This window comes from Bradyrhizobium sp. AUGA SZCCT0169 (assembly GCF_018130085.1).
Classification (GTDB): Bacteria; Pseudomonadota; Alphaproteobacteria; order Rhizobiales; family Xanthobacteraceae; genus Bradyrhizobium.
On record NZ_JAFCMC010000018.1, the window covers coordinates 27000 to 50409 of the forward strand.

Genomic DNA, 23410 nt, shown 5'->3' on the forward strand with positions numbered 1-23410 from the left:
TGGTTTGGGTGATCGAGATGAGCTATCAGCGGAGTTTGACGTTGCGGGACAGGTTTAGTTGATCAAGAGCATGACGCGTCTTTCCCAATTAACGCTGCGGAACCTGCTGATCGCAGTGCATGATGCGCTTGCGACCGGCGCAGCGTTGCTTGCCAGCTTCTTTCTCCGGTTCGAAGGCGACATGTTCTACGATCGCCTGCCGTTGCTGCTGCGCATACTGCCGTTTTTCGTCGTATTCAGCGTTGTCGTCTGCTACTTCTCCCATCTCACCACGACGAAATGGCGATTCATTTCGCTGCCGGATGCGTTGAACATCCTGCGCGCGGCGACGATCCTGACGCTCGCGCTCGTGGTGCTCGACTACGTGTTCGTTGCGCCGAACGTCCTTGGCACGCCTGTCGCGCCGAACGTGCCGGGTGCGTTCTTTATCGGCAAGGTCACCATCATCCTCTACTGGTTTCTCGAGGTGTTCTTCCTGAGCGGATCGCGGTTCGCCTATCGGTATTTTCGTTACACGCGCGCGCGACTTCATGCGAAGGCGGAGAACGCTTCGCCGGCGCTTCTGGTCGGTCGCGCTGCGGACGCCGAGATTCTCCTGCGCGCTATCGAGAGCGGCGCCATCAAACGCATCTGGCCGGTCGGCGTGTTGTCGCCGTCGCCGGCCGATCGCGGGCAGCTGATCCGCAACATTCCCGTGCTGGGCGGCATCGACGACATTGAGGACGTGGTTCGCGATTTCGAGCGCCGCGAAAAGCCGATCAAACGCGCGGTGATGACCCCGTCGGCGTTCGAGCCAGACGCGCATCCCGAAGCGGTGCTGATGCGCGCGAAGCGGCTCGGCCTGATCGTCAGTCGCCTGCCGTCGTTGGAAAGCGGCGATGCACCGCGGTTGACCAACGTCGCCGTCGAAGACTTGCTGCTGCGTCCCAGCGAAAAGATCGACTATGCGCGGCTGGAATCGCTGGTAAGGGGCAAGGCCGTCATCGTGACCGGCGGCGGTGGCTCGATCGGGTCGGAGATATGCGAGCGCGTTGCGACCTTCGGCGCGGCGCGGTTGCTTGTGATCGAGCATTCGGAACCGGCGCTCTATGCGGTCACGGAAGCACTGGCTGCGGGCGGAACCGGCGTCGCCGTCGAGGGCCGGATTGCCGATATCCGTGATCGGGCCCGCGTCATGCGGCTGATGGAAGAATTCAAACCCGCTATCGTGTTCCATGCTGCGGCGCTGAAGCATGTTCCCATCCTGGAGCGGGACTGGAGCGAGGGCGTCAAGACCAACATCTTCGGCTCGGTCAACGTTGCCGATGCGGCGCTGGCGGCTGGCGCCGAAGCGATGGTGATGATCTCGACCGACAAGGCGATCGAGCCGGTTTCGATGCTGGGCCTGACCAAGCGCTTTGCCGAGATGTATTGCCAGGCGCTCGACCATGATCTGGCGGTCCAATCCGAGGGCAAGCCGCACATGCGTCTGATCTCGGTGCGCTTTGGCAACGTGCTGGCCTCGAACGGATCGGTGGTGCCGAAATTCAAGGCGCAGATCGAGGCGGGCGGTCCGGTGACGGTCACCCACCCCGATATGGTCCGCTATTTCATGACCATCCGCGAAGCCTGCGATCTCGTGATCACGGCGGCCACGCATGCGGCGACGCCGGCACGGCCCGATGTCTCGGTCTACGTGCTCAACATGGGTCAGCCGGTGAAGATCGTAGACCTTGCCGAACGGATGATCCGGCTGTCCGGTCTGCAGCCCGGTTACGACATCGAGATCGTGTTCAGCGGAATGCGGCCGGGCGAGCGGCTTAACGAGATATTGTTCGCTAGCGAAGAGCCGACCATCGAGATCGGCGTCGCCGGCGTAATGGCGGCCAAACCCAACGAACCGCCAATGCAGACCTTGCGCAAATGGCTTGCGGCACTTGAGCAGGCGATCGCCAATGACGACCGCGCTACCATCACTGCGGTACTACGGGACGCGGTCCCCGAATTCGGATCGAACGCTGCTTAGTCCATCGCCCACCGCTATCTCCACCAGCGGCGCGGGCCCGTTTCGAAAGCCATGATGCAGAAGTCCGGAAAGGTCGTTATCGTCAGCCAGCACTATCCGCCGGATCCCAGCACGACAGCAGCGATTATGGCCGCGATCGCAGGCCGCATCGCACTCGATACCGAGGTCCTGGTGCTCTCGGGAATGTCGGGCTCTGCCGCATCGGCATCCGCGGGCAAGCCGACCGTCGCTGTGATCAGAAACTGGATGCCGGGCAAGGCCGTGCTGATCAAGCGCGCCGCCGCCGAGGTATTGTTCACGGCTCGCACATTCGCGGCGCTGCTGACGAAGTTGCGGCGTGGCGATGTGGCGCTTACCGTAACCGCGCCCTTCATGTTGCCTTATGCGGTCGCCGCCGCCGCCGGATTGAAGCGGGCAAAGTCTGTGCTAATCATGCACGATCTTTATCCCGACGTCCTCGTCATGGCCGACCTGCTGGGGCCGGCATCGCTTGGGGCGAAGGCGATGCATGGGCTGAACGCGCTGATGTTCCGTGCCCTGAACGCCGTCGTCATCATCGGGCGCGATACCGAGAAGCTGCTGTTGCGCTATGGCGGGATGACGCCCGACAAGATCCGGTTCATTCCGAACTGGGCCACGCTGGTTCCAGCGGTTCGTCCGGTCCGGGCCGACAATCCCTTTCGGCGGTCGCTCGCGGCCCGCTTTGTGGTAGGCCTTTCCGGCAATCTCGGCTTCACCCACGATCCGGTCATCGTGTTCGAGGCGGCGCGCCTTTTGCGAAACGATTCGGATATTCATTTCCTTCTGTCGGGCTGGGGGATCGGCTTCGATCGGCTGAAAGAGATGCAATCGCGCGAAAATCTTCCCAACGTGACGCTGATCGATCGCGTCGAAGACGGAGACCTCGAGGCGTTTCTCTCGGCCGCCAACGTCTGGCTCATTCCCTACCGCAAGAACGTCGCCGGCGTATCGGTCCCCAGCCGGTTCTATAATCTGCTCGCTGTTGGGCGGCCGGTCGTTCTCGTCTCCGAGCCCGAGGCTGAAGCGGCGCTCACCGTGACGGAAAACAATCTTGGTTGGGTGGTGAGCCCGGGCATGTCGGATCAATTGGCAAACGCAATCCGGACCGCGTCAACGTCGATTGATTCATCGATGGCGGAGCGTGTCGTCGCGGTTGCCGGGAATTTCAGCCCCGACCGGGCGCTGACGAGCTACGCTTCACTGATTCAGGGGCTTCTGCAGAAGCCGGAACAATCGGGACGAACCCCATGAAGGATGGCCTCCCCATCGTCCTGGTGACGGGCGCGAGCGGTTTCGTGGGCCAGCATATGGCGCGTGCGCTGGCGCGCAACGGATGGGCTGTGCGCCGCGCCGTGCGAACGGCATCCGGTAGCGACGATGAAGTGGTGATAGAATCGATCGGCCCTACGACCGAATGGCAACAGGCTCTCGTCGGCGTCGACGCCGTGGTTCATCTCGCCGCACGCGTTCACCATCAACATGAAGAAAACGCGGTCGAACTCTATCGGAGCATCAATCTCGAGGGGACGCTGCAGCTTGCACGCAGCGCCGCGAATGCCGGCGTGCGCGAATTCATCTTTGTCAGTACCGTTCTCGTGCACGGCAGAACCAATAATTTTCGTGCGCCATTTTGTGAAAGCGATACCTTAACGCCGCGCGGCCTGTATGGAATGTCAAAAGCCGCCGCTGAAGTGGGTCTGATGACCTTGACGCAAAGCAGCACCATGAACGCTACGGTGGTCAGACCGCCGCTGGTCTACGGCTCCGGCGCAAAGGGGAATTTCGCACTGCTGACGAAAGCCGTGAAAGTTGGTGTCCCGCTCCCGTTAGGGCGGATTGACAATCGACGTGCGTTCTTGGCCATCGAAAATCTGACGTCCTTCGTCCAGCATCGGTTGTCGCATCCGGGCGCCAAGTTCGATACTTTCCTCGTGGCGGACCAGGAACAGGTTTCCACGCCGGAGTTCATCCGGCGGCTTGCAAAAGCGGCGGGTACTTCGCCGCGGCTTTTTTCGATCCCGCCCCGTTTGTTGACCGCGCTGTTGAATGTCAGCGGCCGCAAGGAGATCAACGACAGTCTTGTCGGCTCGCTGGAGCTCGACCTTTCGAAGGCCGCTTCCACCGGCTGGCGGCCGCAGGTCACTCTCGATGAGGGATTGGACCTGGCATTGCGCGCGCCCGATTCCTGATCAACCAAGGCGCGCTGTTCAAGGCGCCGACCGTCGGGCGAACCTGTACAGGACCAGCGTCACCGCGCTGGCTCCGGCAAGGAGGCATACAAAGTCCGCTGCGAATGAGCCAAGCTCGATTGACGTAACGGCCAGGATCGCGAGCGCGATGTTGAGCACGAACACCTCGCTGACGACGCGCGGCACCGAATAGCCGCCGTCGGTTGCGCGCTGATAGAAATGCGAGCGATGTGCCGCCCAGAACGGTTCGCCTTTCGTCATCCTCCGCAGCAGCGTCAGCGTCGCGTCGGACAGATAATAGAGCGGCAGCAGCAGAACCGCCGCGAATTGCCCGTGATGAGCCAGTTGCAACAGGCACCAGCCGAGCAGCAAACCGATCGGCAGGCTCCCGACATCGCCAAGGAATATCTTTGCGACGGGACGGTTGAAGGGCGCAAATCCAAGCATCGCGCCGCAAAGCGCCGCTGCGACAATGGTCGCTGACGGCGGAAACTCACTGAGCCAGCCCAACACGATTATCGCAGCGGTGATCGGCACGACCTCGGCCACCGTCATCAGGTCCAGCCCGTCCATGAAGTTGACGAGGTTAACAAACCAGAGTCCGGCGATCCAAGCGAGGCCACGCTCGATCCACAACGGACACGCCGGCACGATCCTGGCTTCAGCAGGCGCGGCTAGGATAATGGCGCCGACCGCCGCCGCCTGCAGTAGCAATCGCGGCAACACCGGGATGGATTTGATGTCGTCAGCCATGCCTACCAGCGCGATGAAGAGCGTTGCGCAGAACACGGTCAAGGGCACGGCGGCGAAATTGAATGCATTGACGTAACCGATGACGAGGCCCGCAACGATCAGCGTCGCTGCGATCACCGCGGTGCCGCCGCCCTGCGGGGTCGGAACCCGGTGCGACGAGCGCGCGTTTGGATTGGCCAGCACATGGCGCAGCAGCAGGGGGCGGATCGCCCATGTCAGGAGATACGACAAAAATGCCGCGAGCACCGCAGCGAGTAGGAACAGTTCAGTAGTCGTCATTGGACCCGGCATGCCGCGGCGAAGGCGGCAGATATGAAATGGAGGGTAGGATGCGGCACAGGCGTCGAAAGCCGTCCGCTGTATACCTAGCGAAGATTGCGCCGTCGAGTTTCATCTGGAGGGTGAGGCCCGTGGCCGGCGTTGAGGATGACCTCGCGATAGCGCGCCAGCGCGATGTCCTGACTGTACTTTTCCGCAGTCGTCGCTGCGCGCCGGCCCATTTTCAGGGTGGCGGCGCGATCGGCCGCGGCGAGGCGGATGGCGTTGGCCAGCAGCACGGGATCCTCGGGCGGCACGGCCCAGCCAATCGCGTCTTCGTTTACGACAAGCGAAGCCTCCGCGTGCGGTTCGGCGGCGACGATGATGGCACGCCCGACCGCCATCAAATTGTACATCCGGCTCGGAATCGACACCCCGGCAATGTTGCGGCGATAGGGGATAATCCAGACGTCGGCGGCCGACAGGAATTCGATGAGATCATCCTGGGAGACGCGCTCGAGCAGGGTTACGTTGGCCAGCCGTTCCGTGGCCTGCAGATCACCGAGCTCTTTCCAGCCCATGCCCCATCCCGACAGCAGGAGGTGAACATCCTTGTCGTCGCGCAGCAATCGCGCGGCCTCAAAAATCGTGCGCGGCGAATGGGTGAACCCCAGATTGCCGGACAATCCGACGATCAACTGCGAGTCCCGCCCAACGCGGAAGCGATTGCCCGGCGCGGGTTCCCGGTAACCGATCGGGAGCAGCGTCCAGTTCGGGATGAAGTGGATTTTCTCGTGGCCAACGCCCTTGTAGGCCAGCAGCAACGGTTTCACATCGCGGCCAATGGTGATAATCGCATCGAGCGCGCGGAACAGCGCGCCGTTGACCAGCCGAAACAGCCGCGCCGTCAACGAGCGCGGTTTGATCAGGCCTGAGGCCTCGAGCGCTTCGGGATAGAGATCGTAGATCAGCAAGGCGGTCGCAGCACCGCGCAGCTTTGCCGCCAGAACGACGGCATAGGGCAGCGTGAAGGGAGTCGTGACGCAGAATACAACATCGTTGCGGCTGGCACGCGTGAGCGTTGCGAAAAACATCCGCAGCGCAAACAACGAAATTGCGATTGCGCGCCGGACGAGGTCATCCTTGGGTGCGCTCCAGTTCGGTATCTCGATGACCTCAAGGCTGTTGGGGTTGGCGCTGCGTTGAGGCGCGGAACTCCGTGATCCGGACAGCACCACGACGGTGTCGTTAGCGGCCAATCCTTCCGCGATGGCAGCCAGATAAGCCGCTGTGGTGCTCGAATCCGGCGGGTAATGCTGGGTGACGACCAGGACTTTCCCGAGCTTTTTCATGAGTGTCATCTTTGGGAATGAATGGCGGCTTGGCCTGTGGCGGTGACAATTAGGAAAGTCGAAACCGGCGAAACTTATTTTGGAACTTCAATGGGCGTCGTGCCCTGCGCGGCCTTCTCGGCACTCAAGATCCACACCAGTCCGCCAACGGCGCCGACGATGAACGACACCGCGCCAAACAGCAGCGAAACGTTCACGCCTTCGCTCGTCGCCAACCCCGCAAATCCGAAAGCTAGCCCCATGGTAGCTTCACGAACGCCCCAGCCGGCAATGGAGATTGGCAGCATGGTAATCAGGATCACTGGCGGTATCAGTTGAAAGACCTGGCCAAAGATCACGGGTGCGGCGATCGATTGCACGACGCACCAGGCGATGACCACGGTGAGAAAGTGAACGAGCAGGGACAGCGCCGCAATCTTCGGTCCGCGGTTCCTGCTGAAAATGACCCGGATTGCGATCTCGGAGCAGGCGCGGATGTGATACGTTCCCCACCAGCGCTTCAGCCAGGGCCACGGCAATATGCCGAGGATCAGAAATCCGGCGCCGGCTGCGAGCGCGATAAAATCGACCAGCAGGAGCGCCGAGCGTCCGTGGGTATCGTTGATCAGCTGGTAGCTCCATGGCAGGCTAGCGACGATGATGATCGCGAGCGCGATCAGGCCGATGGCGCGGTCGACGAAAATCGAATAGGTCGCAGCGCGCCAGCCGGCGCCAGCGCGCGCCACCAGCCAGAGCCGTACGGCATCGCCGCCGATCGCGGACGGCAGCGTCTGATTGAAGAAGGTCCCGATCACGTTGAATCGCATCGCCTGCCTGGTCTCGAGCGGCGCGCCGCATTCCGCGCTGATTTCGCGCCAGCGCAGCACGCCGACAAAAAGCTGCAGGAACGAGATCACGATCGCCAGCGCGATCCAGCCCAGGCTCCCGAGTTGGATGCGTGAGGCGAGCTCGTACAGATCGATCTTGCGCAATGAGAAATAAAGCAGCGCAGCCGAAATCAATATCTTGATGGTCGAAAGCAGAATCCGGCGCATCTCGTTGGAGCTTGCGATGTTGGAGAAAGGGGCCAAAAGCGGCGTAAATCGACGGCATGCGCCAAACTTCGTCGCCTTGGTATGGCTTTAAAGCCAATATGGCAATAGCCGCGCAGCTGGGTATTGCGGGACCCCGCGCACCGCGGCTAAAGATGCGCGGAAGTTGGAACGATGCGACCGGGGCGGTGGCTCCCAGGAATGTGATGTCGGATCAGGCAATATTGGTCACGGGTGCCGCGGGTTTCGTCGGCTTCCACGTCGCCCGTCGGCTGCTGGCCGAAGGCCGCACGGTGATGGGGGTGGATAACCTTAACGCTTATTACGAGCCGGCGCTGAAACAGGCACGTCTGGACATCCTGCGGGGTGAGCAGGGTTTCATGTTCGAGCGGGTCGATCTCGCCGATCGAGCGTCGATGGCTGCCCTGTTCGCCCAACACCGGTTTTCAAAGGTGATCCACCTCGCGGCGCAGGCCGGGGTGCGCTATTCGATCGACCATCCGCACGCCTACGCCGACGCCAATCTCGAGGGTTTCGTTAACGTGCTGGAAGGATGCCGGCATCATGGATGCGGCCACCTGATTTACGCGTCGTCATCTTCCGTCTACGGCGCTAACACCAAATTGCCATTTTCGGTTGCTGACAGGGCGGATCATCCGGTCAGCCTCTATGCCGCGACGAAAAAGGCAAATGAATTGATGGCGCATTCCTACAGCCATCTCTACCGGATCCCGACAACCGGATTGCGCTTTTTTACCGTGTATGGACCGTGGGGTCGGCCGGACATGGCGATCTTCCTGTTCACCAAGGCGATCATGGCGGGAACGCCGATCAAGCTTTTTAACCATGGCAAGATGCAGCGTGACTTCACCTATGTCGACGACGTGACGCGTGCCATATTGCGGCTGATCGATCACGTGCCCGGGGGCGGCGGCGAGGGCGGCGGTGCACCTGCGCGAATCTACAATATCGGCAACAACCGGCCGGAAAACCTCATGGATGTCGTGGCGGTCCTGGAGAAGGCGTTGGGCCGCGAGGCGATAAAGGAAATGTTACCAATGCAGCCCGGAGATGTATTGGCGACCTATGCCGATATCGACGATCTCAAGCACGACGTCGACTTTCAGCCACAGACATCGATTGAGGATGGCATTCGCGAGTTTGTCACCTGGTATCGCGACCACTACAAGATTTGAGGGCACTGATGGACCGACGAATTATCCCCCTGATCATGTGCGGCGGCGCAGGAACCCGGCTGTGGCCGGCTTCGCGCGAGGTGCATCCAAAGCAGTTCCTGCCCTTGTTCGGGGCACGTTCGACGTTTCAGGATACGCTGATCCGGGTATCGGACGCGGCGCTGTTCGAGCGTCCTGTCATCATCACCAACAACGCCTATCGCTTCATGGTGCTCGAGCAATTGGCGGAGATCGGCCTTGAGGCCGACGTGCTGCTGGAGCCGATGCGGCGCGATTCCGGGCCTGCGATCGCGGCCGGCGCCGCCTTTGCGCAAACGCGCGACAAGGATGCGATCATTCTGGCGCTGGCGGCCGATCACGTGGTGCGCGATACCGCAGCCTTCGTCGCCGCCTGCCGTGAAGGTCTGACGGCTGCGCAAGCCGGGCACATCGTGACCTTCGGCGTGCAGCCCGAGCGTCCCGCCACCGAATATGGCTACATCAGCCCGGGCGACGTCATCTCGGGGCAGGTTCGTGCGGTGGCAAAATTCGTCGAGAAGCCCGACGCGGAAACGGCGGCGGGCTATGTCAAATCCGGCTATCTGTGGAACAGCGGCAACTTCATGTTCCGGGCCGCGGTGCTGCTCGATGAGTACCGCAAGGTCGACACCGCAAGCGTGCAGGCGGTTTCGGACGCCGTCGCCATGGCCGGCAGCGACCTTGGCTTCGTCAAGCTCGATACCGATACGTTTGCTGCCGCCAAATCGATTTCGATCGATTATGCAGTGATGGAGAAGACCTCACGCACCGCCGTGGTGCCGGTGTCCTGTGGCTGGTCGGATGTCGGCTCCTGGCATGCGGTGTGGGAATTGTCCGACAAGGACGGGCAAGGCAACGCCGCGCGCGGGGCGGCCGTGTTCGAGGATTCACGCAATTGCAACGTGACGACCGATCGCGCGCTGGTCGCGCTCGAAGGCGTCGATGATCTCGTGGTGGTCGCAACGCAGGACGCGGTGCTGGTTAGTCGGCAAAAGGACGCCAATGGGTTGAAGCGGCTGGTCGCGACATTGAAGAACGTCGCGCCGCAGGTGACCGAAGATCACATAAAGGTGCACCGGCCGTGGGGCTCCTATCAGTCGGTCGACAATGGCGAGCGTCACCAGGTCAAGCGTATCATCGTCAAGCCCGGCGGGCGGCTCTCGCTGCAGAAACACCATCACCGTTCCGAGCACTGGATTGTGGTGCGTGGTACGGCACGGGTGACCGTCAACGAACTGGTCAAGACCGTGCACGAAAACGAGTCGATCTACATTCCGATCGGCGCGGTGCACCGGCTGGAGAACCCCGGCAAGATTCAGCTTGAGCTGATCGAGGTCCAGACCGGCAGCTATTTCGGCGAGGACGACATCATCCGCATCGAGGATGATTACAGTCGTTCATAGAGGGGTCGATAAGCTAGCGATCATTGGGAACTATTCTGCGCTTGGGATTCCCATTTTGCTCTATGGCCAACGAAATGCGCCGCCGATTGATCTCTCTCAATAGAAGGATGCGGCGGCTTTGAGCAGATTGTATCAAGCCATCAAACAGCAATAGCAACTCCTGAGCCTGGACCAGCACCTCAGCGTTGACCGATCCCTCATCCACACCGTACTTTTCGAGCCTCAGTTCAATTTCGGTTGTGGCGTCAGGGTCGATCTGCCATGCTTCCGCGTTGAGCCTCGTATGGTCTTGCGCAACTTGTTTGAATGCGCCCGGGATGCCGGGCAAATCGATACGCTTCAGCATGGCTTCGATAGCATCCTTGCGTCGAACTTCCAGCATTTTCTGTCGTAGCATCCGGTAGCGGATAACGTCCCATGACAGTTCGATAAGATCGGCGACCCAAAGCCATTCGATCCCGGACTGCGGCGCGATCTCCTGGATGATCATATCCCGGATAGCTTCATAATCGCTCAAGCTTTCGCCGGGCATCAGGAACGCGGGTTGAACCACGCGATGGAAAATCGCGGGGACGTTAAAATCGACTAGCTCAGGGTTGGCAGCGTGGTCATTAGGCGTCTTCACGTCGGCGCCGCCTGTATTGTCTTGAAGCCAGCAGCTTCGACCTCGTCGCGGCCTCCAGTAGAGCTTACCTCCCAAAGGCTTTTCGCTATTTCAAGCGGAGCAATCTGGAGATTGGCCCACCAAGCGATTTCGTTGCCACCTCGGTGCAGGTCGATATGATGGTCGCGGCACAAGGGGATCGTGAATTCATCGCTTACTTTGCGACCCAAAGCTCTGGTCTGAGCAAATTTTAGGTGATGCGCGTCGCACGGCTCTCGTTGGCAGATCACACACGGTTGCGCTCGAACGTATGCCAGATGCGCCTTGCTCCGACGGCGAATCTGTTTGGCCAATGGTACGACGGAATTTTCCTCCTTGTTGTTGAGGTCGACTGCCGCAATGCTTCGATCGATCCCGGCCGATAAATGATTGTCCAGGGCGGTTGATTCATCCACGATCAATGCCGCATCCATGATGGATCGATATGTTGCCTCGACTATTCTCGCATCGTCCGCAATTAAGGAATTCTTTGAAGGAAGCCGCCGTCGGGCCCACGATGCCAGCTCAGTACTTTCGTGCAGCGCACGAAGTTCAGCGATTAACGTATCGCGTAGGTCACCGGATGCTTCGACCGGTAGCAAAGGTCGTTGCTTGTCATTTGTTGCATTGGACCGGCGAGCAGCAATTCGCCGTTCGGGTGAGGGGACGATAGAAGAGTACGCTGGCCCGTCCGGTGCATCGAGGTCATCTTCCCCCGCGATTCCGACGAGCGCAAACAAAGCATAGCGTCGTGCATAGGTAAGTGCCGCGCCCATGCGATGCGGAGCCGTTTCGTGTGCCGAGCAGACCGGCAAGTCCGACGAGATCCATTCACCCGAAGCGTGGGCAAGCAGCGTGGTCAATTGAATGGCTCCGCCAGAATCGATCCATGTGGTTTGAATAGTTGCAATTTCGTGTTGGCCCAGACCTTTGCGAATGATGTCAAGACCACTCGCAAGCGAGGCGTAACGAAACGTTCGATCGCCTTCGCGCGGGAACGGCGACCGAATGGTCGCGCAAAGCGTCTTTTCCGGATTATTCAGTTGGCATTGAGCTTTAGCGAGTGCGGCAGCCAGCGCACTGATGGACGGGCTAGAGCGGTGCATTGGCGACCTCCAGGTCCTGGAGCTCGAAGCTGATCGCGCCGTTCTTGGAGCGTTTGGCGCGAAGCCCATGTCCCAGAGCCTCCTTGGCATCTTCCGGTATCAATTTCTTAAGACCGGCCTTTGCTTCCTCATGTTCCTGATGGGCGCCCCGGGTACGGCGGAAAATCGACGCAAATTCCGCCCAGCTGTTCGATTCATTCATATCAACCACACGGATGGCCTCGAGCCTCGGCCGCGGTGGCTCGACGGTGAACAGACAGGGGGGCTCCGCGGTCATAACGCAGCGCCAAAACTTTCTCTCTGCAGTGAGCAGAAGGTGTTGGTAAAGCGGATCTGCATGGATGGTCATTTCGACCCATTTGCCGCCGCCGGTGATGATCGAAAGGACGGCTGCCCGCGAGTTGGTGACCCACATGTTGTGTTGCAATTGCGCCATATGCTTTTCGGCGGCAGCCTCTTCCGAAAACGACCAGGGTAACATGAATTTTGCCTCGAAAACCGCGCCCGATGGTTCGATCAACCCATCGAGCGTAGCTGCCATCCATTTGTTGACGGGATGTTGCATGCGCCGCTGGACATGCTTCACGGTGTAGCCGGTTTGGTGCTCGTACCATCGTCGATTGAGGTCTTCGGTAACGCTGCCGAGCTGAACAATCAGATTGTCCGACAGATCTTCGGGCTCCGCTTCGCCGCGCTTCTCCCGCCACAACCGAAGCAGCACGGCTTCGTCGGCGCCCATGATGATCCGGGCATCGGAGCCGCCGATAAAGGAACGTCGATCTTCGGGGTTGAATTGCAGGAGATGGGGAGGGGTTAGGCTGCGCTGTTGGACGCTATCCATGGAGATTACCTCGGCTGAAGCGGCGATACCCACCGCAGTGCCTCGGCCCCGCCCAAACAGTTGGCCCGGCGGGGCTCAATCTCCGGAAGCACGTGCTCCGATCAACGCCATTAACGCTCCGATTTCATTGAGATTCCAGACATTTCTGAGCAACTTTGTTGTTTTCTGCGAGGACCCAAATCGACTTGCGAGGCTGATCAAACCGAGCGAAGTTCCTGGCCGCGAAGGAAGCGATTTTTTGGGGGGCGGAGAGGATTGAAATGGCGACAGAGCGACAGATTAGGGCCAATCGCGCCAACGCCAAGCGAAGCACCGGACCCAAAACGAACCGGGGACGGCATCTTTCCAGCCGGAATGCGCTGCGGCACGGCCTCTGCTGCCGCGTACGATCTGCCTCGATAGATATCGACGGATTGGCGGAGGCACTCGTTCAGTCGGGAGCCGACGAGACCCAGGCCGACGCGGCCCGGCAATTCGTGCGGGCAAACGCTGAGCTCCTGCGCGTTCGCGCCGTGAGGGCCGCCTTGTTGGCCTCACTGCCCAGCGGGGGCGACAACGTTCTTCGCGAGCTGCTGGCTCTCGAGCGTTACGAACGCGTCGCCCGCGGCAAGCGCCGGCTCGCTGCCAACGGACTTTGATCAAGGTAGGCGGTGCGACGCTGTAACGACCACCGCGCTGCCGACAAAATTGGTTCGTTTTGCAAACTGTCCGAAACCGCTCCGCACATTTACAAAACGAACCCAATTCCGTCATGTCGAAGAGTAAAAAACGCCAGCGGGGGACCGCTGACGTTTTCCAAAAAGGCGTCGTTGAACTTGCCGTTCAGCGAATAAGTACAGGCCCCAACGGCATTTGGACGAGCGTTGGTTTCGGACCCAAATTAGGCCGGCCGTTTATCATGGCGGGTGAGCTTGGCTGGGCGATGCGAGTAGCCTTGGCTATTCCAGCGATCGCAGATGTAGCGGATTCGACGCTGGGCGGGACGTAGGCGCTCACGCCGCGTGGGGTGATCATGCTGCCGACTCCAGCGCCGCTTTCGGGAATCGTTAAACACGGGCGGGTAGCCATGAAGTCGAGATACATGGTGAGGGCGTCAACCTGATCATCGTAGTCGCCATTCGGAAACGCCACAATTTCCTCGATCCAGTCCGGTCCCCAATCCGCCGCGAGCGGCAAATGAATGCGACCCTTACTGATCAATTTGAAGTGCCGCCGGAACCGGTCAAACTTCGGTTCGGTTGGAACAACGCCTCTGACGCTAAACCGAAGACGTCGATTGGCCTGCGCGATCAGTGCCGATCCGTTTGACGTATCCTCGATCAGGATCATGGCCGGAGGATAACGGCGGACGAGGTGGTTAAGCTCTTCCCAGAGGCGTTGATAGTCACATTTCGCCGAAAAAACGTCGATCAGGGCGTGATTGGTGCCGTCGGATTGCCACACCTGAATTGCCATCTTGCTCGAGCCGCCGTTGGCCTTCTGCGCCGTGTCGATACTGAACACGAATGGCAGCGCCTTGTTCAGCCGGCCCTCAAAAAACGAAAAATTCTTTGGCCGTACTCGCAGCGAGGCACCGCCCCCCTTGCCTTGCTGGTAAAGGAACCGAAAGCTTGGCCGGAATGCGAAATCGCGCAGTTCTTTCTTGCTGTACTGACCGGCGCGAATCTGCTCGCCTCGCGCACGTTCCCAATCGCCGTAACGGCAAGAATAGGTCTTGGACGTGTCGACCATGAGCGGAACCGCCAGCAGCTTGTAGCCGCCTTGCTCGAGCAGATGCCCGGTAAGGTCGTTTTCATGGAGGCGGTGCATCACGACCACGATCCGGCTGTGTTCGTCTCGGATACGAGACGAAATCTCGTCGTCGAAGGTATCATTGACGAAATCGATCTGCTCGATGTTGTCAGCCTGCTTTATCGGAAGCGGATCGTCGACGACGATGAAATCGGCGCGGTAGCCCGTGATGGTGCCACTGATGGACGTGGCAAAGACGTTGCCGCCCTTGGTGGTCCCGAAATCACCCGCACCCTTCCAGTTCTGGTCGATGCGCGTTTTAGAGCTACGCTTAAATGCTCCCGATTGCATGATCTTGCGAATGTTCCGCGTGGTGTCCTTGGCCAGCTTTTTGCTGTGCTCGACGATCAAGATGCTGGCGGATGGATCATGCGCCAGTATCCACGCCGGCAAGCAGGTTGCGAAAATGAAGCTCTTGGCGGTACCAGGTGGCAAGTTGACGATAGCTCGCGGCTTTTTACCGGCGGCAATATCCTCCGCCATCGCAAACGCCAACAACAAATAGGGGTCGTTGTTGAGCGCTTTGCCGCGGATGATCTTGTGGCATTCGTGAACGAAGGATGGAAAGTCCTCTGCAATGAGAGTGTTGGTCAAGTTGATCATTAGGTTACTCCAGTTACATTTGCGTCCTGTTGGAATCGGTCTTCCTGTACGAACGGTAATTCCTCGGCTAGGGCTTTCCTTTCCTCTTCGGTGACTTTGGCTGTCCGATGGGCGCGCGCTCGTGCTTGATGCGCGCCTCGCTGCGTGCGACATAATTTTTGATCATGTCGAGATCTTCGAGATCAACGGCTTCCGGACCGGGGGGCTCCTCGTTGCCACTTCCGAAGTAGCGCATGCACGCCAGCAAGGCGTTGATCGCGCTTTTCTCGTTTTGGAGTGCGGAAGAGAAAAGCAACTTGATCAGCGCACGTTGCTTGGTGACCTTGTGAGGGCGTCCATTCTTGTCGCGCAACGTGATGCGCTCGCGCATCTCAGCTGCGAGATCTGCTTTGAAGTCAGCGGTGCCTTTCGGACGTCCGCGCGGATTGCCGCTGCTGCCAGGCTTGAACCGGCCGCTCTTCGGTGGGCGTCGATAACCGATCTGTTCGCTTTCATCCGCCATGGCGCACTCCCGGAAGCAGGCGTTGCGCCATATCGTCGAAGCGCTGCCCGGTGCGGAGGTGAACAGCTTCGCGGCCGGTGATCGACTGCCAGCGCCGGATGACCACATCGAGATAATAGGGGTCGAGTTCCGTGCCGACGCAGGCGCGTCCGGTTTCCTCCGCGGCGATCAACGTGGAACCACTACCCAGGAAAGTGTCGATGACCAGGTCCCCGCGCTTGGTGCAGTCGCGCAAGATGTCAGCCAGCATCGCCACGGGCTTCACGGTCGGATGGGAACCAAGCAGCGCGTCCTGGACGGACGGTACGGCGTATTCCCAAACATTCGACCGGTTCCGGCCGAACTTGCCCAATTCGACGTTGTTGCGGTGGGGTCCGGAGCCGGCCTTGAAAACGGCCACGAGTTCATGCTGGGAGCGATAAAGCCCGCCAAGGCCACCATTTGGCTTGACCCAGACGCACACGTTCAGCAACGCCAAGCCGAGCTGCTTGCCTGCTGCGGTCAGTTCTAGGAAGTGACGCCAGTCCATGATGGTGAAGATCAGCGCCGAGGGGGAACTGGATGAGCGCATGACCTGCAGCGCGTCATGGATCAGCGCGTAGAACTCGAGTTCCGACATCTCGCCCGAGGCTTCGACGAAGTCGCCGTGACGGTGGCGGCTTTTTCCAAAGCCGAACCCGGAAAATTTGAGATTGAAGGGCGGATCCGTGATGCAAACGCTGGCCTGTCGGCCCTCGCGAAGCAGATCAACCAAGCCTTGATCGCGCGCGTCGCCGCAGCCAACACGGTGGCTGCCGAGCTGAAAAATATCCCCGGGCTTAGAGACAGCGACATCTGCGCGCGTGGCGCTGACGTCGATGGTTTCGGCGACATTGGCGCGGGGCATATCAAGCTCGAGCGAGAAATCGATCTCCGCTTGATCGAAAGCGGTTAGATCGAGGTCGATGCCTTGGGCCTGCAGGGCAGTGAGTTCCGCCCCCAGTCGATCGCGGTCGAGCTTTGCGTCCAGCGGAAGGCGACCCAATGCCAGTCGAACGGCATTGGCCTCGGCGGGCGAAAGATCCGCGAGGATATCGACCTTTACCTCGGTCTTGCCCGCGTTCTTCAGCGCCTGCCACCATTCCTCGCCACCGATGATCGTCAGATCCGACGTTACCAAGATCGTCGGAATCTGATCATGGCGCCGGATAAGGGCCTCGATCTTGCGGAGCTGTTTGCGGGGGTAGATAAGCGGATTGTTATCGTAGGGCTTTAGGTCATCGATTGAGACCATCGCGGTGGTTCGCGAGTTATGCAGATTAGTCATGGTTACCCTCAGTGCTTGGACTGAGGTGCCAGCCGGACTACGGTCGCGAACTCAAAGGCGAGGGTTGCATGATTGGCTGTTCCACCCGCATGCGAGACCGGATCCAGCCGAAACACCTAAGTGTCCGGTTAAAGATCAAAGGCCTCGCCCATGCGGATCACGCATCCGTGTGTTGAGCGAACCCTTCTGGTTTCGGAACTGCGGGCAGTGGCTAATCCTGGCGTCGCGCCCACGAAGGTGCCAGGGCCCAATCTAACGCCTAACGTTACCTCATTGAGTCTGAATCTTCAACGGACTGTTTCAATTTGCCCGAATGCGCACTATTTAGTTTCGACGGGGGCTCGCTGTTGTCCTGAGGTGGTCAATATATGAGTGATGATCCTATGACGGAACTTTACGTTCCCGGTCGGCATGATGCCCGACGCGCTCGGGCGCGACTGGTTCGCCGCCCAAGGCGGATCCCGTCAAGGTTGCTGATGCTGCCCGATCCGGACGATCCGCTGGCTTGGATCGTCCCACTCGACGAGCGTTCTAAACTCGAGCAGGCAAAGCGTGAAGAATTGCGCGTAAGGGAAATTCGTGACGCCGCGCTTTGCCTTATTGCAAATCTGGGACGAGCCTCGACGAGTATCGGTGGCGCAACGCGGTACGCCGTGGTCAAAGGGTACGGTTTCTATGTCATTCATAACATTCGACTCGTCCGATCACCACCGCTGGATCTAGCGAATCGCTCGTTGGAAAATCAACTGACGATATATAAGGGGCGCGATATCGTCTTCCGTATCGTTTGGAACAATCTAGAAGGCATCATCGAAGTCAAGACTCTGAGACTTCGCCCATCGGTGCCTTGGAAGTTCTTTAAGCACGCAGATTCCGGCGACGGATGGACGCATGAGCGGGACGATTAAATGATCTCGCATGATTTTAAGCATAGCGCGCCTGCGCAATGAATTGTGAAACTTAGGTAACCAATCCATTCCCTGCAGATCGCGACTTGTCTTGGCCCCTATCGGCCTCGAGTTCAGTGCACGATTTAGGTGGGGCGGCTGGCGGGATGTAGTTGTTTCTCGACGACGTCTCCGGAGCTAGCAATTGGCTCAACGTTGTTAAGCTTCGCGATGGCGTTGAGGGAGACGTTTGTCACCGGACGCCTGCCCGTCAGGTTCCGCGCGAACAGATGGTTGCGCGCCAGAGCACTCGATGGATCTCGTGATCGCATAGAATCGGCGATCTGACGGCTACGCTTCCACGCCTTGTAGCCCGGCCGAAAGTCGTGCCCTGGCGCTTACGTTTCGTTCTCGTCCCCCGTCTCGCTAGTCGAGAGCGAGAGCACATCGTGCTTAAAGACCATGCAGTGGTGATAAACCTCCCTGTTCCTCGCCACAATTTCCCTGTTCGGCTCCGAATTTTTCCCTGCAAGATGCACAGCAATTCGCCAGCAAATGGTCATTATGAAGGGCATATCGCCATTTTGACGGCTCGGAACGCGCAAGGGACGTAGAATATCCCTGTAAAATTCCCTGTTACCAGGGAATTGCAGTTGTTGACCAACTCTATGGCGACGGCCGCCCGCGAAGCAACCAAGCTGATCGAGGTGCAGACCGGCAGCTATTTCGGCGAGGACGACATCATCCGCATCGAGGATGATTATCAGCGCACGTAGTCTAGGCGGGAGGACGAGCAAGGCGTCAGATACGATTTGGTATGCGGCCAAGGAAGACTGGAGGCCTTTGTTGAGCTTGGGGAATCGGAAATTCCAGCGTTCGTCATCGCAGGCAGCGTAATCGCGGCGACCCGGGCCGGATCAATGGCAATGCCGCCGGCGAAGTCGACGTAGCGTCGGCCTTCGATGTCCCAAATCTCTGAATTTCGGCGCGGTCGGCGTAGATCTGCGTAGTCATGCCGACAGCTCGCGAGATCGCATTCCCCTTGCGCGCGGAGACCGCCGCATTGGTCATCGATGCCGACATACAGCCCAGGCCAGTGTGTCATCAGGAACACGGCCGCCTCTAGGCGGTGGTGCGGATCCAAGGCAAAACAACCCGTGCCACTACCCGTGCGCGACCATTACATGGCGCACGGCCGTGTAGTCTTCCAATGCGTAGAGCGACATGTCTTTGCCGTAACCCGACTGTTTGACCCCGCCATGCGGCATCTCGTTGGTCAGCATGAAATGTGTGTTGATCCAGGTGCAGCCATATTGCAGCCGAGCCGCAGTCGCCATTGCGCGTCCCACGTCCTTCGTCCATACCGACGAGGCCAGCCCATAGTCGCTGTCATTGGCCCAAGCGACCGCATCATCGACTTCTGTGAACCGGGTGACCGACACCACCGGCCCGAAAACTTCACGCCGCACGATCTCGTCGTTTTGCACTGCGCCCGCGACGACGGTCGGCTGGTAGTAGAAGCCCTGGCCCCCACCGACCTTGCCGCCGGTCGTGATGGCGACATGTTTGAGTTCCGACGCACGCTCGACAAAGCTTGCGACACGATAGAGCTGACGCTGCGAGATCAAGGGGCCAATCTCGTTTTCGGTGTCGTCCGCGCGATCGTACTTGATCGTTGAAACGGCAGACGAGAGATCCGCAACCAGCTTGTCGTAAATCCCCTTGCCGGCATAGATGCGGCAGGCGGCTGTGCAATCCTGGCCGGCATTGTAGTAGCCGAAGGCGCGCAATCCGGTCACCACGGCCGCGAGATCGGCATCGTCGAAAACGATGACGGGGGCTTTGCCGCCAAGCTCCAGATGTGTGCGCTTCACCGACTTTGCCGCCGCCTGCAACACTTTCTTGCCGGTTGCGACGTCGCCCGTGATCGAGATCATGTTGACCTTGGGGTGGTTGATCAGCGCGTTGCCGACTGTCTCGCCGCGGCCGAGCACGACGTTGACCACTCCTTCGGGCAAGATGTCTGCCAGGATTTTGGCTAGTTTGAGCGCTGTCAGCGGCGTCTGCTCGGAGGGCTTGAACACCACCGTATTGCCTCCGGCGATGGCTGGCGCGAGCTTCCAGGCCATCATCATCAGCGGATAGTTCCACGGCGCGATGGATGCGACGATGCCGATCGGGTCGCGGCGGATCATCGACGTGAAGCCTGCGAGATATTCTCCGGCGATTGCCCCGGGCATGGTACGGACTGCGCCGGCGAAGAACCGGTAGCAGTCGACGATCGCGGGCAGTTCGTCGTTGAGCACGGCGTTGATCGGCTTGCCGCAGTTGAGCGCCTCGAGCTTGGCAAACTCGTTAGCCTCTGCCTCGATACGGTCGGCGATGCGCAAGAGATAGGCCGAGCGCTGTGCAGGTGTCGTGCGCGACCAGGTCGCAAACGCTTTCTCGGCGGAAAGGATTGCGGCCTCGATCTGCTGCAGCGAGGCCTCGGGCATCTGCAGCACAATCTCTCCAGTGCGCGGATTGAAGATCGGCTCTTCGGTTTCGGCTCCCTTTTCGAGCTTCGAGCCGATCAGCATCGCCATATCCATAGCCCAGTCTCCTTTCTGCATTTTCTATTTGCCCGCGCCCGAGACTTGATCGCCCTCGCGCGTCAGGTAGTAGGCGGCGACGATCGGGATCAGCGTCACGAGCACCACAACCATCGCCACCACGTTCGTGACCGGCCGCTGACGCGGCCGCACGAGTTCTTCCAGCATCCAGATCGGCAGTGTCTGTTGCTGCCCAGCCGTGAAGGTGGTGACAATCACCTCGTCAAACGACAGCGCAAAGGCCAGCATCCCGCCCGCGAGCAGCGCCGTACCGATATTCGGCAGAACGACATGGCGGAAGGTCTGAAAGCCGTCGGCGCCGAGATCGTACGATGCCTCGATCAGCGAGCCGGACGTGCGGCGGAAGCGCGCGACCGCGTTGTTGTAGACGACGACCACGCAGAACGTGGCGTGGCCGAGCACGATGGTCCACGTTGAGAACGGAATATCCATCAGCGAGAAGGCCGACCGCAACGAGATGCCGGTGATGATGCCGGGCAACGCGATCGGCAGGATGATGAGGAGTGATATGACCTCGCGGCCGAAAAAGCGCGAGCCGCTCACCGCAGCAGCGCACAATGTTCCGAGCACGATCGCGATCAGGGTTGCGATCGCCGCGACCTTCACCGACACCGTCAGCGCCTCCCAAACGTCGGGCCGATTCCAGGTTACCCCGAGCCACTGTGTCGTAAAGCCGGGCGGCGGCCATTGGTAGGTTTTGTCTTCAGTGGTGAATGCGTACACAAAGATCAGGAGAATCGGCACGTGCAAGAACAGAAGGCCGCAGGCGGTCGCCACCTTCAGCCCGAGCGGCGCGGATGCTTTGCGATCAGATCGCATCGAACGCCCCCATGCGCTTGGCCATCCACAGATAGAGGCCCATGACCACGATCGGCACGACTGTGAATGCGGCGGCGAGCGGGATGTTTCCGGCTGTTCCCTGATGGGCGTAGACAGCCTGTCCGATGAACAGGTGCGAGGTGCCTATGATTTTCGGAATGATGTAGTCGCCAAGCGTCAGAGAGAACGTAAAGATCGATCCTGCGGCGACGCCCGGCAACGCCAGCGGGAAGATCACGTTCCAGAAACTACGCCCTGGCGAGGCTCCCAGATCGGCCGACGCCTCAATGAGGCTCACGGGAATGCGCTCAAGTGACGCCTGGATTGGCAAGATCATGAAAGGCAGCCAGACATAGACGAAAACGATGAACGTGCCCGTGGACGACACCGACAACGAGTTGCCGCCGACGATCGGCAGCGCCAGCCAAGCCTCGAGCAGGCCCGTCAGGTGCAGCTTTGCAAGAGCCCAGTTGAGAATGCCTTCCTTTGAGAGGATGAGCTTCCAGGCATAGATCTTGACCAGATAGCTCGACCACAGCGGCAGCATGATTCCGAGATAGAACAATGCCTTCCACTTGCCGCGGGCATACCGGGCCGCATAGTAGGCGATCGGAAACGCGACGACGGCGGATGCGATCGTCACCAGCGTGGCCATCACGACGGTACGAATCATGATGTCCAGGTTGGAGGGCTGTAGCAGTTCGCCGTAGGTTTTCAGCGTGAACTCACGCTTGATCATCCCCGAATATTCATCGATCGAGAAGAAGCTCTGCAGCAGAAGCGCAAACAGCGAGCCGAGGTAGACAATGCCGAGCCACAGAACCGGCGGCAGCAGCATGAGAAACAGCAGCAGCTTTGGCTTGCGCCAGAAGAGATCGGACAGGGCGCCCAGCACGCCGTTGCGCGCGGTGAGAACCGCCGGCGCGCTCCGATCGCTCAGCGCAACCGTATCGCTCATACGTCGGCCTCCATCACATGCAGCGCGTTGGCGCCAAAGGAAAGGACGACGTCCGCTCCCTGCTCCGGCACGGTCACGCCGGCCGGTACCGTCGCATGCAGCCGCAATCCTTCCGCGTCCAATCCGAGGCGCGTCGCCGCGCCGATATAGCTCACCGACACCACGCGCGCCGGGATGCCTGTGCCGTTGGTCTGGGTGCTCACGCGGATCGCCTCAGGCCTTAGGCTTCCCCAGCCGTCACGCTGGCAATGGCGTTTGACGAAGTCCGGCGGCACAACATTGGAGGAGCCGACGAAATCGGCCACGAACCGGGAAGCCGGGCGAGTGTAGATGTCCTGCGGCGTGCCTACTTGCATGATGCGGCCATCGTTGAAGACTGCGACGCGATCCGCCATCGACAGAGCTTCGCCCTGGTCATGCGTTACGAAGATGAAAGTGATCCCGAGCGATTTCTGCAGCGCCTTCAGCTCTTCCTGCATGTTCTCGCGCAGTTTCAGGTCGAGCGCGCCAAGCGGTTCGTCCAGCAGCAGAACCTTGGGCCGGTTGATGAGCGCACGCGCGAGTGCAACACGCTGGCGTTGCCCTCCGGAAAGCTGCCCAGGCTTACGCGTGCCGTAGCCCGGCAAGCGGACGAGCGCCAGCGCGTCCTCCGCAGTCCGTATCCGCTCTGTCTTGGAGACACCTTTCACCTTCAGTCCGTAGGCCACATTGTCCAGTACATTCATATGCGGGAACAGTGCGTAGTCCTGGAACACGGTGTTGACGTTGCGCCGATACGGCGGAACGCCCTCGGCACGTTCGCCGAAGATCGAGATGGCGCCGGCGGTTGGATGTTCGAAACCAGCGATGAGGCGAAGACAGGTGGTTTTACCCGACCCGGATGGCCCGAGCATGGCGAAGAACTCGCCGGGCTGTACCTCCAGGTCGACCGAGTCGACCGCTTTTACGCTGCCGAAATGGCGCGATACGTTCTCGAATGAAACGGCGGCGATCATGCTTTGCCCGCGTTGCTTGTATGATCCGGCGCTCGGCCTACGGCGCCTGTCGGTGGCCAGCACGCGCTTGAGATCTCGTGGCCAGTCGCGGCAACCCTTAAGGGTTCGTCGCGCCTGGCCA

The 23410-nt window shown here is 60.0% G+C and carries 20 protein-coding genes and 1 pseudogene; 7 read left to right on the top strand and 14 right to left on the bottom strand.

What is annotated here, in order from left to right:
* The first annotated feature begins 70 nt into the window (after positions 1-70).
* The 3 genes from JQ609_RS20480 to JQ609_RS20490 are packed head-to-tail and all read left to right on the top strand — an operon-like array spanning position 71 to position 4215.
* Positions 71-2005, top strand: coding sequence for an SDR family NAD(P)-dependent oxidoreductase (locus JQ609_RS20480; protein WP_212274735.1), 1935 nt, complete (start codon positions 71-73; stop codon positions 2003-2005).
* A 54-nt stretch (positions 2006-2059) separates the two neighbouring features.
* Positions 2060-3277, top strand: coding sequence for a glycosyltransferase family 4 protein (locus JQ609_RS20485; protein ID WP_212274736.1), 1218 nt, complete (start codon positions 2060-2062; stop codon positions 3275-3277).
* Positions 3274-4215, top strand: a complete 942-nt coding sequence (locus tag JQ609_RS20490) for an NAD-dependent epimerase/dehydratase family protein (protein WP_212274737.1) — start codon at positions 3274-3276, stop codon at positions 4213-4215. Before JQ609_RS20485 ends, JQ609_RS20490 begins: the two co-directional genes overlap by 4 nt.
* Before the next feature lie 18 nt (positions 4216-4233).
* Here the strand turns inward: JQ609_RS20490 and JQ609_RS20495 are convergent, their stop codons facing one another.
* The 3 genes from JQ609_RS20495 to JQ609_RS20505 all read right to left on the bottom strand — a co-directional run bounded on the left by JQ609_RS20495 (position 4234) and on the right by JQ609_RS20505 (position 7612).
* Positions 4234-5247 carry an MraY family glycosyltransferase gene (locus JQ609_RS20495; protein ID WP_249128229.1) on the bottom strand — a complete coding sequence of 338 codons (1014 nt, stop codon included), beginning with the start codon at positions 5245-5247 and terminating at the stop codon, positions 4234-4236.
* 86 nt (positions 5248-5333) lie between these two features.
* Positions 5334-6578: a glycosyltransferase family 4 protein gene (locus JQ609_RS20500; RefSeq protein ID WP_212274739.1), complete on the bottom strand. Its 1245-nt coding sequence runs from the start codon at positions 6576-6578 to the stop codon at positions 5334-5336.
* 74 nt (positions 6579-6652) lie between these two features.
* Positions 6653-7612 carry a lysylphosphatidylglycerol synthase transmembrane domain-containing protein gene (locus JQ609_RS20505; protein ID WP_212274740.1) on the bottom strand — a complete coding sequence of 320 codons (960 nt, stop codon included), beginning with the start codon at positions 7610-7612 and terminating at the stop codon, positions 6653-6655.
* A gap of 203 nt (positions 7613-7815) precedes the next feature.
* On the opposite strand from JQ609_RS20505, the gene JQ609_RS20510 reads away from it, so the two are divergent.
* Positions 7816-8805 (top strand): NAD-dependent epimerase, encoded by a 990-nt coding sequence (locus JQ609_RS20510; protein WP_212274788.1) that lies wholly within the window; start codon positions 7816-7818, stop codon positions 8803-8805.
* A gap of 8 nt (positions 8806-8813) precedes the next feature.
* On the top strand, positions 8814-10226 hold the full coding sequence (locus tag JQ609_RS20515) for a mannose-1-phosphate guanylyltransferase/mannose-6-phosphate isomerase (RefSeq protein WP_212274741.1): 1413 nt from the start codon (positions 8814-8816) through the stop codon (positions 10224-10226).
* Positions 10227-10239: 13 nt separating this feature from the next.
* Here JQ609_RS20515 and JQ609_RS20520 read toward each other — a convergent pair whose 3' ends face one another.
* The 6 genes from JQ609_RS20520 to JQ609_RS20545 all read right to left on the bottom strand — a co-directional run bounded on the left by JQ609_RS20520 (position 10240) and on the right by JQ609_RS20545 (position 17018).
* A complete protein-coding gene (locus tag JQ609_RS20520) occupies positions 10240-10851 on the bottom strand; it encodes a hypothetical protein (RefSeq protein WP_212274742.1) in 612 nt (203 codons plus the stop codon).
* Positions 10848-11975: an ERF family protein gene (locus JQ609_RS20525; protein ID WP_212274743.1), complete on the bottom strand. Its 1128-nt coding sequence runs from the start codon at positions 11973-11975 to the stop codon at positions 10848-10850. Before JQ609_RS20525 ends, JQ609_RS20520 begins: the two co-directional genes overlap by 4 nt.
* Positions 11962-12816, bottom strand: coding sequence for a YqaJ viral recombinase family protein (locus JQ609_RS20530; protein ID WP_212274744.1), 855 nt, complete (start codon positions 12814-12816; stop codon positions 11962-11964). Before JQ609_RS20530 ends, JQ609_RS20525 begins: the two co-directional genes overlap by 14 nt.
* An 822-nt stretch (positions 12817-13638) precedes the next feature.
* Entirely contained in the window at positions 13639-15210 is a 1572-nt protein-coding gene (gene terL, locus JQ609_RS20535) for a phage terminase large subunit (RefSeq protein WP_212274745.1), read from the bottom strand.
* Positions 15211-15277: 67 nt separating this feature from the next.
* A complete protein-coding gene (locus JQ609_RS20540; protein ID WP_212274746.1) occupies positions 15278-15712 on the bottom strand; it encodes a DUF5681 domain-containing protein in 435 nt (144 codons plus the stop codon).
* Positions 15702-17018, bottom strand: coding sequence for a DNA modification methylase (locus JQ609_RS20545; protein WP_212274747.1), 1317 nt, complete (start codon positions 17016-17018; stop codon positions 15702-15704). The genes JQ609_RS20540 and JQ609_RS20545 overlap by 11 nt, the downstream gene beginning before the upstream one ends.
* 470 nt (positions 17019-17488) lie before the next feature.
* On the opposite strand from JQ609_RS20545, the gene JQ609_RS20550 reads away from it, so the two are divergent.
* Both JQ609_RS20550 and JQ609_RS20555 read left to right on the top strand, forming a co-directional pair.
* Positions 17489-17926, top strand: a complete 438-nt coding sequence (locus JQ609_RS20550; protein WP_212274748.1) for a hypothetical protein — start codon at positions 17489-17491, stop codon at positions 17924-17926.
* 635 nt (positions 17927-18561) lie between these two features.
* On the top strand, positions 18562-18681 hold the full coding sequence (locus JQ609_RS20555; protein WP_312014880.1) for a hypothetical protein: 120 nt from the start codon (positions 18562-18564) through the stop codon (positions 18679-18681).
* A gap of 143 nt (positions 18682-18824) precedes the next feature.
* Here JQ609_RS20555 and JQ609_RS35145 read toward each other — a convergent pair.
* The 5 genes and pseudogenes from JQ609_RS35145 to JQ609_RS20575 form a co-directional block, all read right to left on the bottom strand.
* A pseudogene (locus JQ609_RS35145) lies at positions 18825-18976 on the bottom strand (4-aminobutyrate--2-oxoglutarate transaminase); the annotation flags it as partial.
* Between the two features lie 92 nt (positions 18977-19068).
* Positions 19069-20496 (bottom strand): gamma-aminobutyraldehyde dehydrogenase, encoded by a 1428-nt coding sequence (locus JQ609_RS20560; RefSeq protein WP_212214678.1) that lies wholly within the window; start codon positions 20494-20496, stop codon positions 19069-19071.
* Positions 20497-20520: 24 nt separating this feature from the next.
* On the bottom strand, positions 20521-21336 hold the full coding sequence (locus tag JQ609_RS20565) for an ABC transporter permease (RefSeq protein ID WP_212274749.1): 816 nt from the start codon (positions 21334-21336) through the stop codon (positions 20521-20523).
* Positions 21326-22294 (bottom strand): ABC transporter permease, encoded by a 969-nt coding sequence (locus tag JQ609_RS20570; protein WP_212274750.1) that lies wholly within the window; start codon positions 22292-22294, stop codon positions 21326-21328. The genes JQ609_RS20565 and JQ609_RS20570 overlap by 11 nt, the downstream gene beginning before the upstream one ends.
* On the bottom strand, positions 22291-23289 hold the full coding sequence (locus JQ609_RS20575) for an ABC transporter ATP-binding protein (protein WP_212274751.1): 999 nt from the start codon (positions 23287-23289) through the stop codon (positions 22291-22293). The genes JQ609_RS20570 and JQ609_RS20575 overlap by 4 nt, the downstream gene beginning before the upstream one ends.
* Positions 23290-23410: the final 121 nt, after the last annotated feature.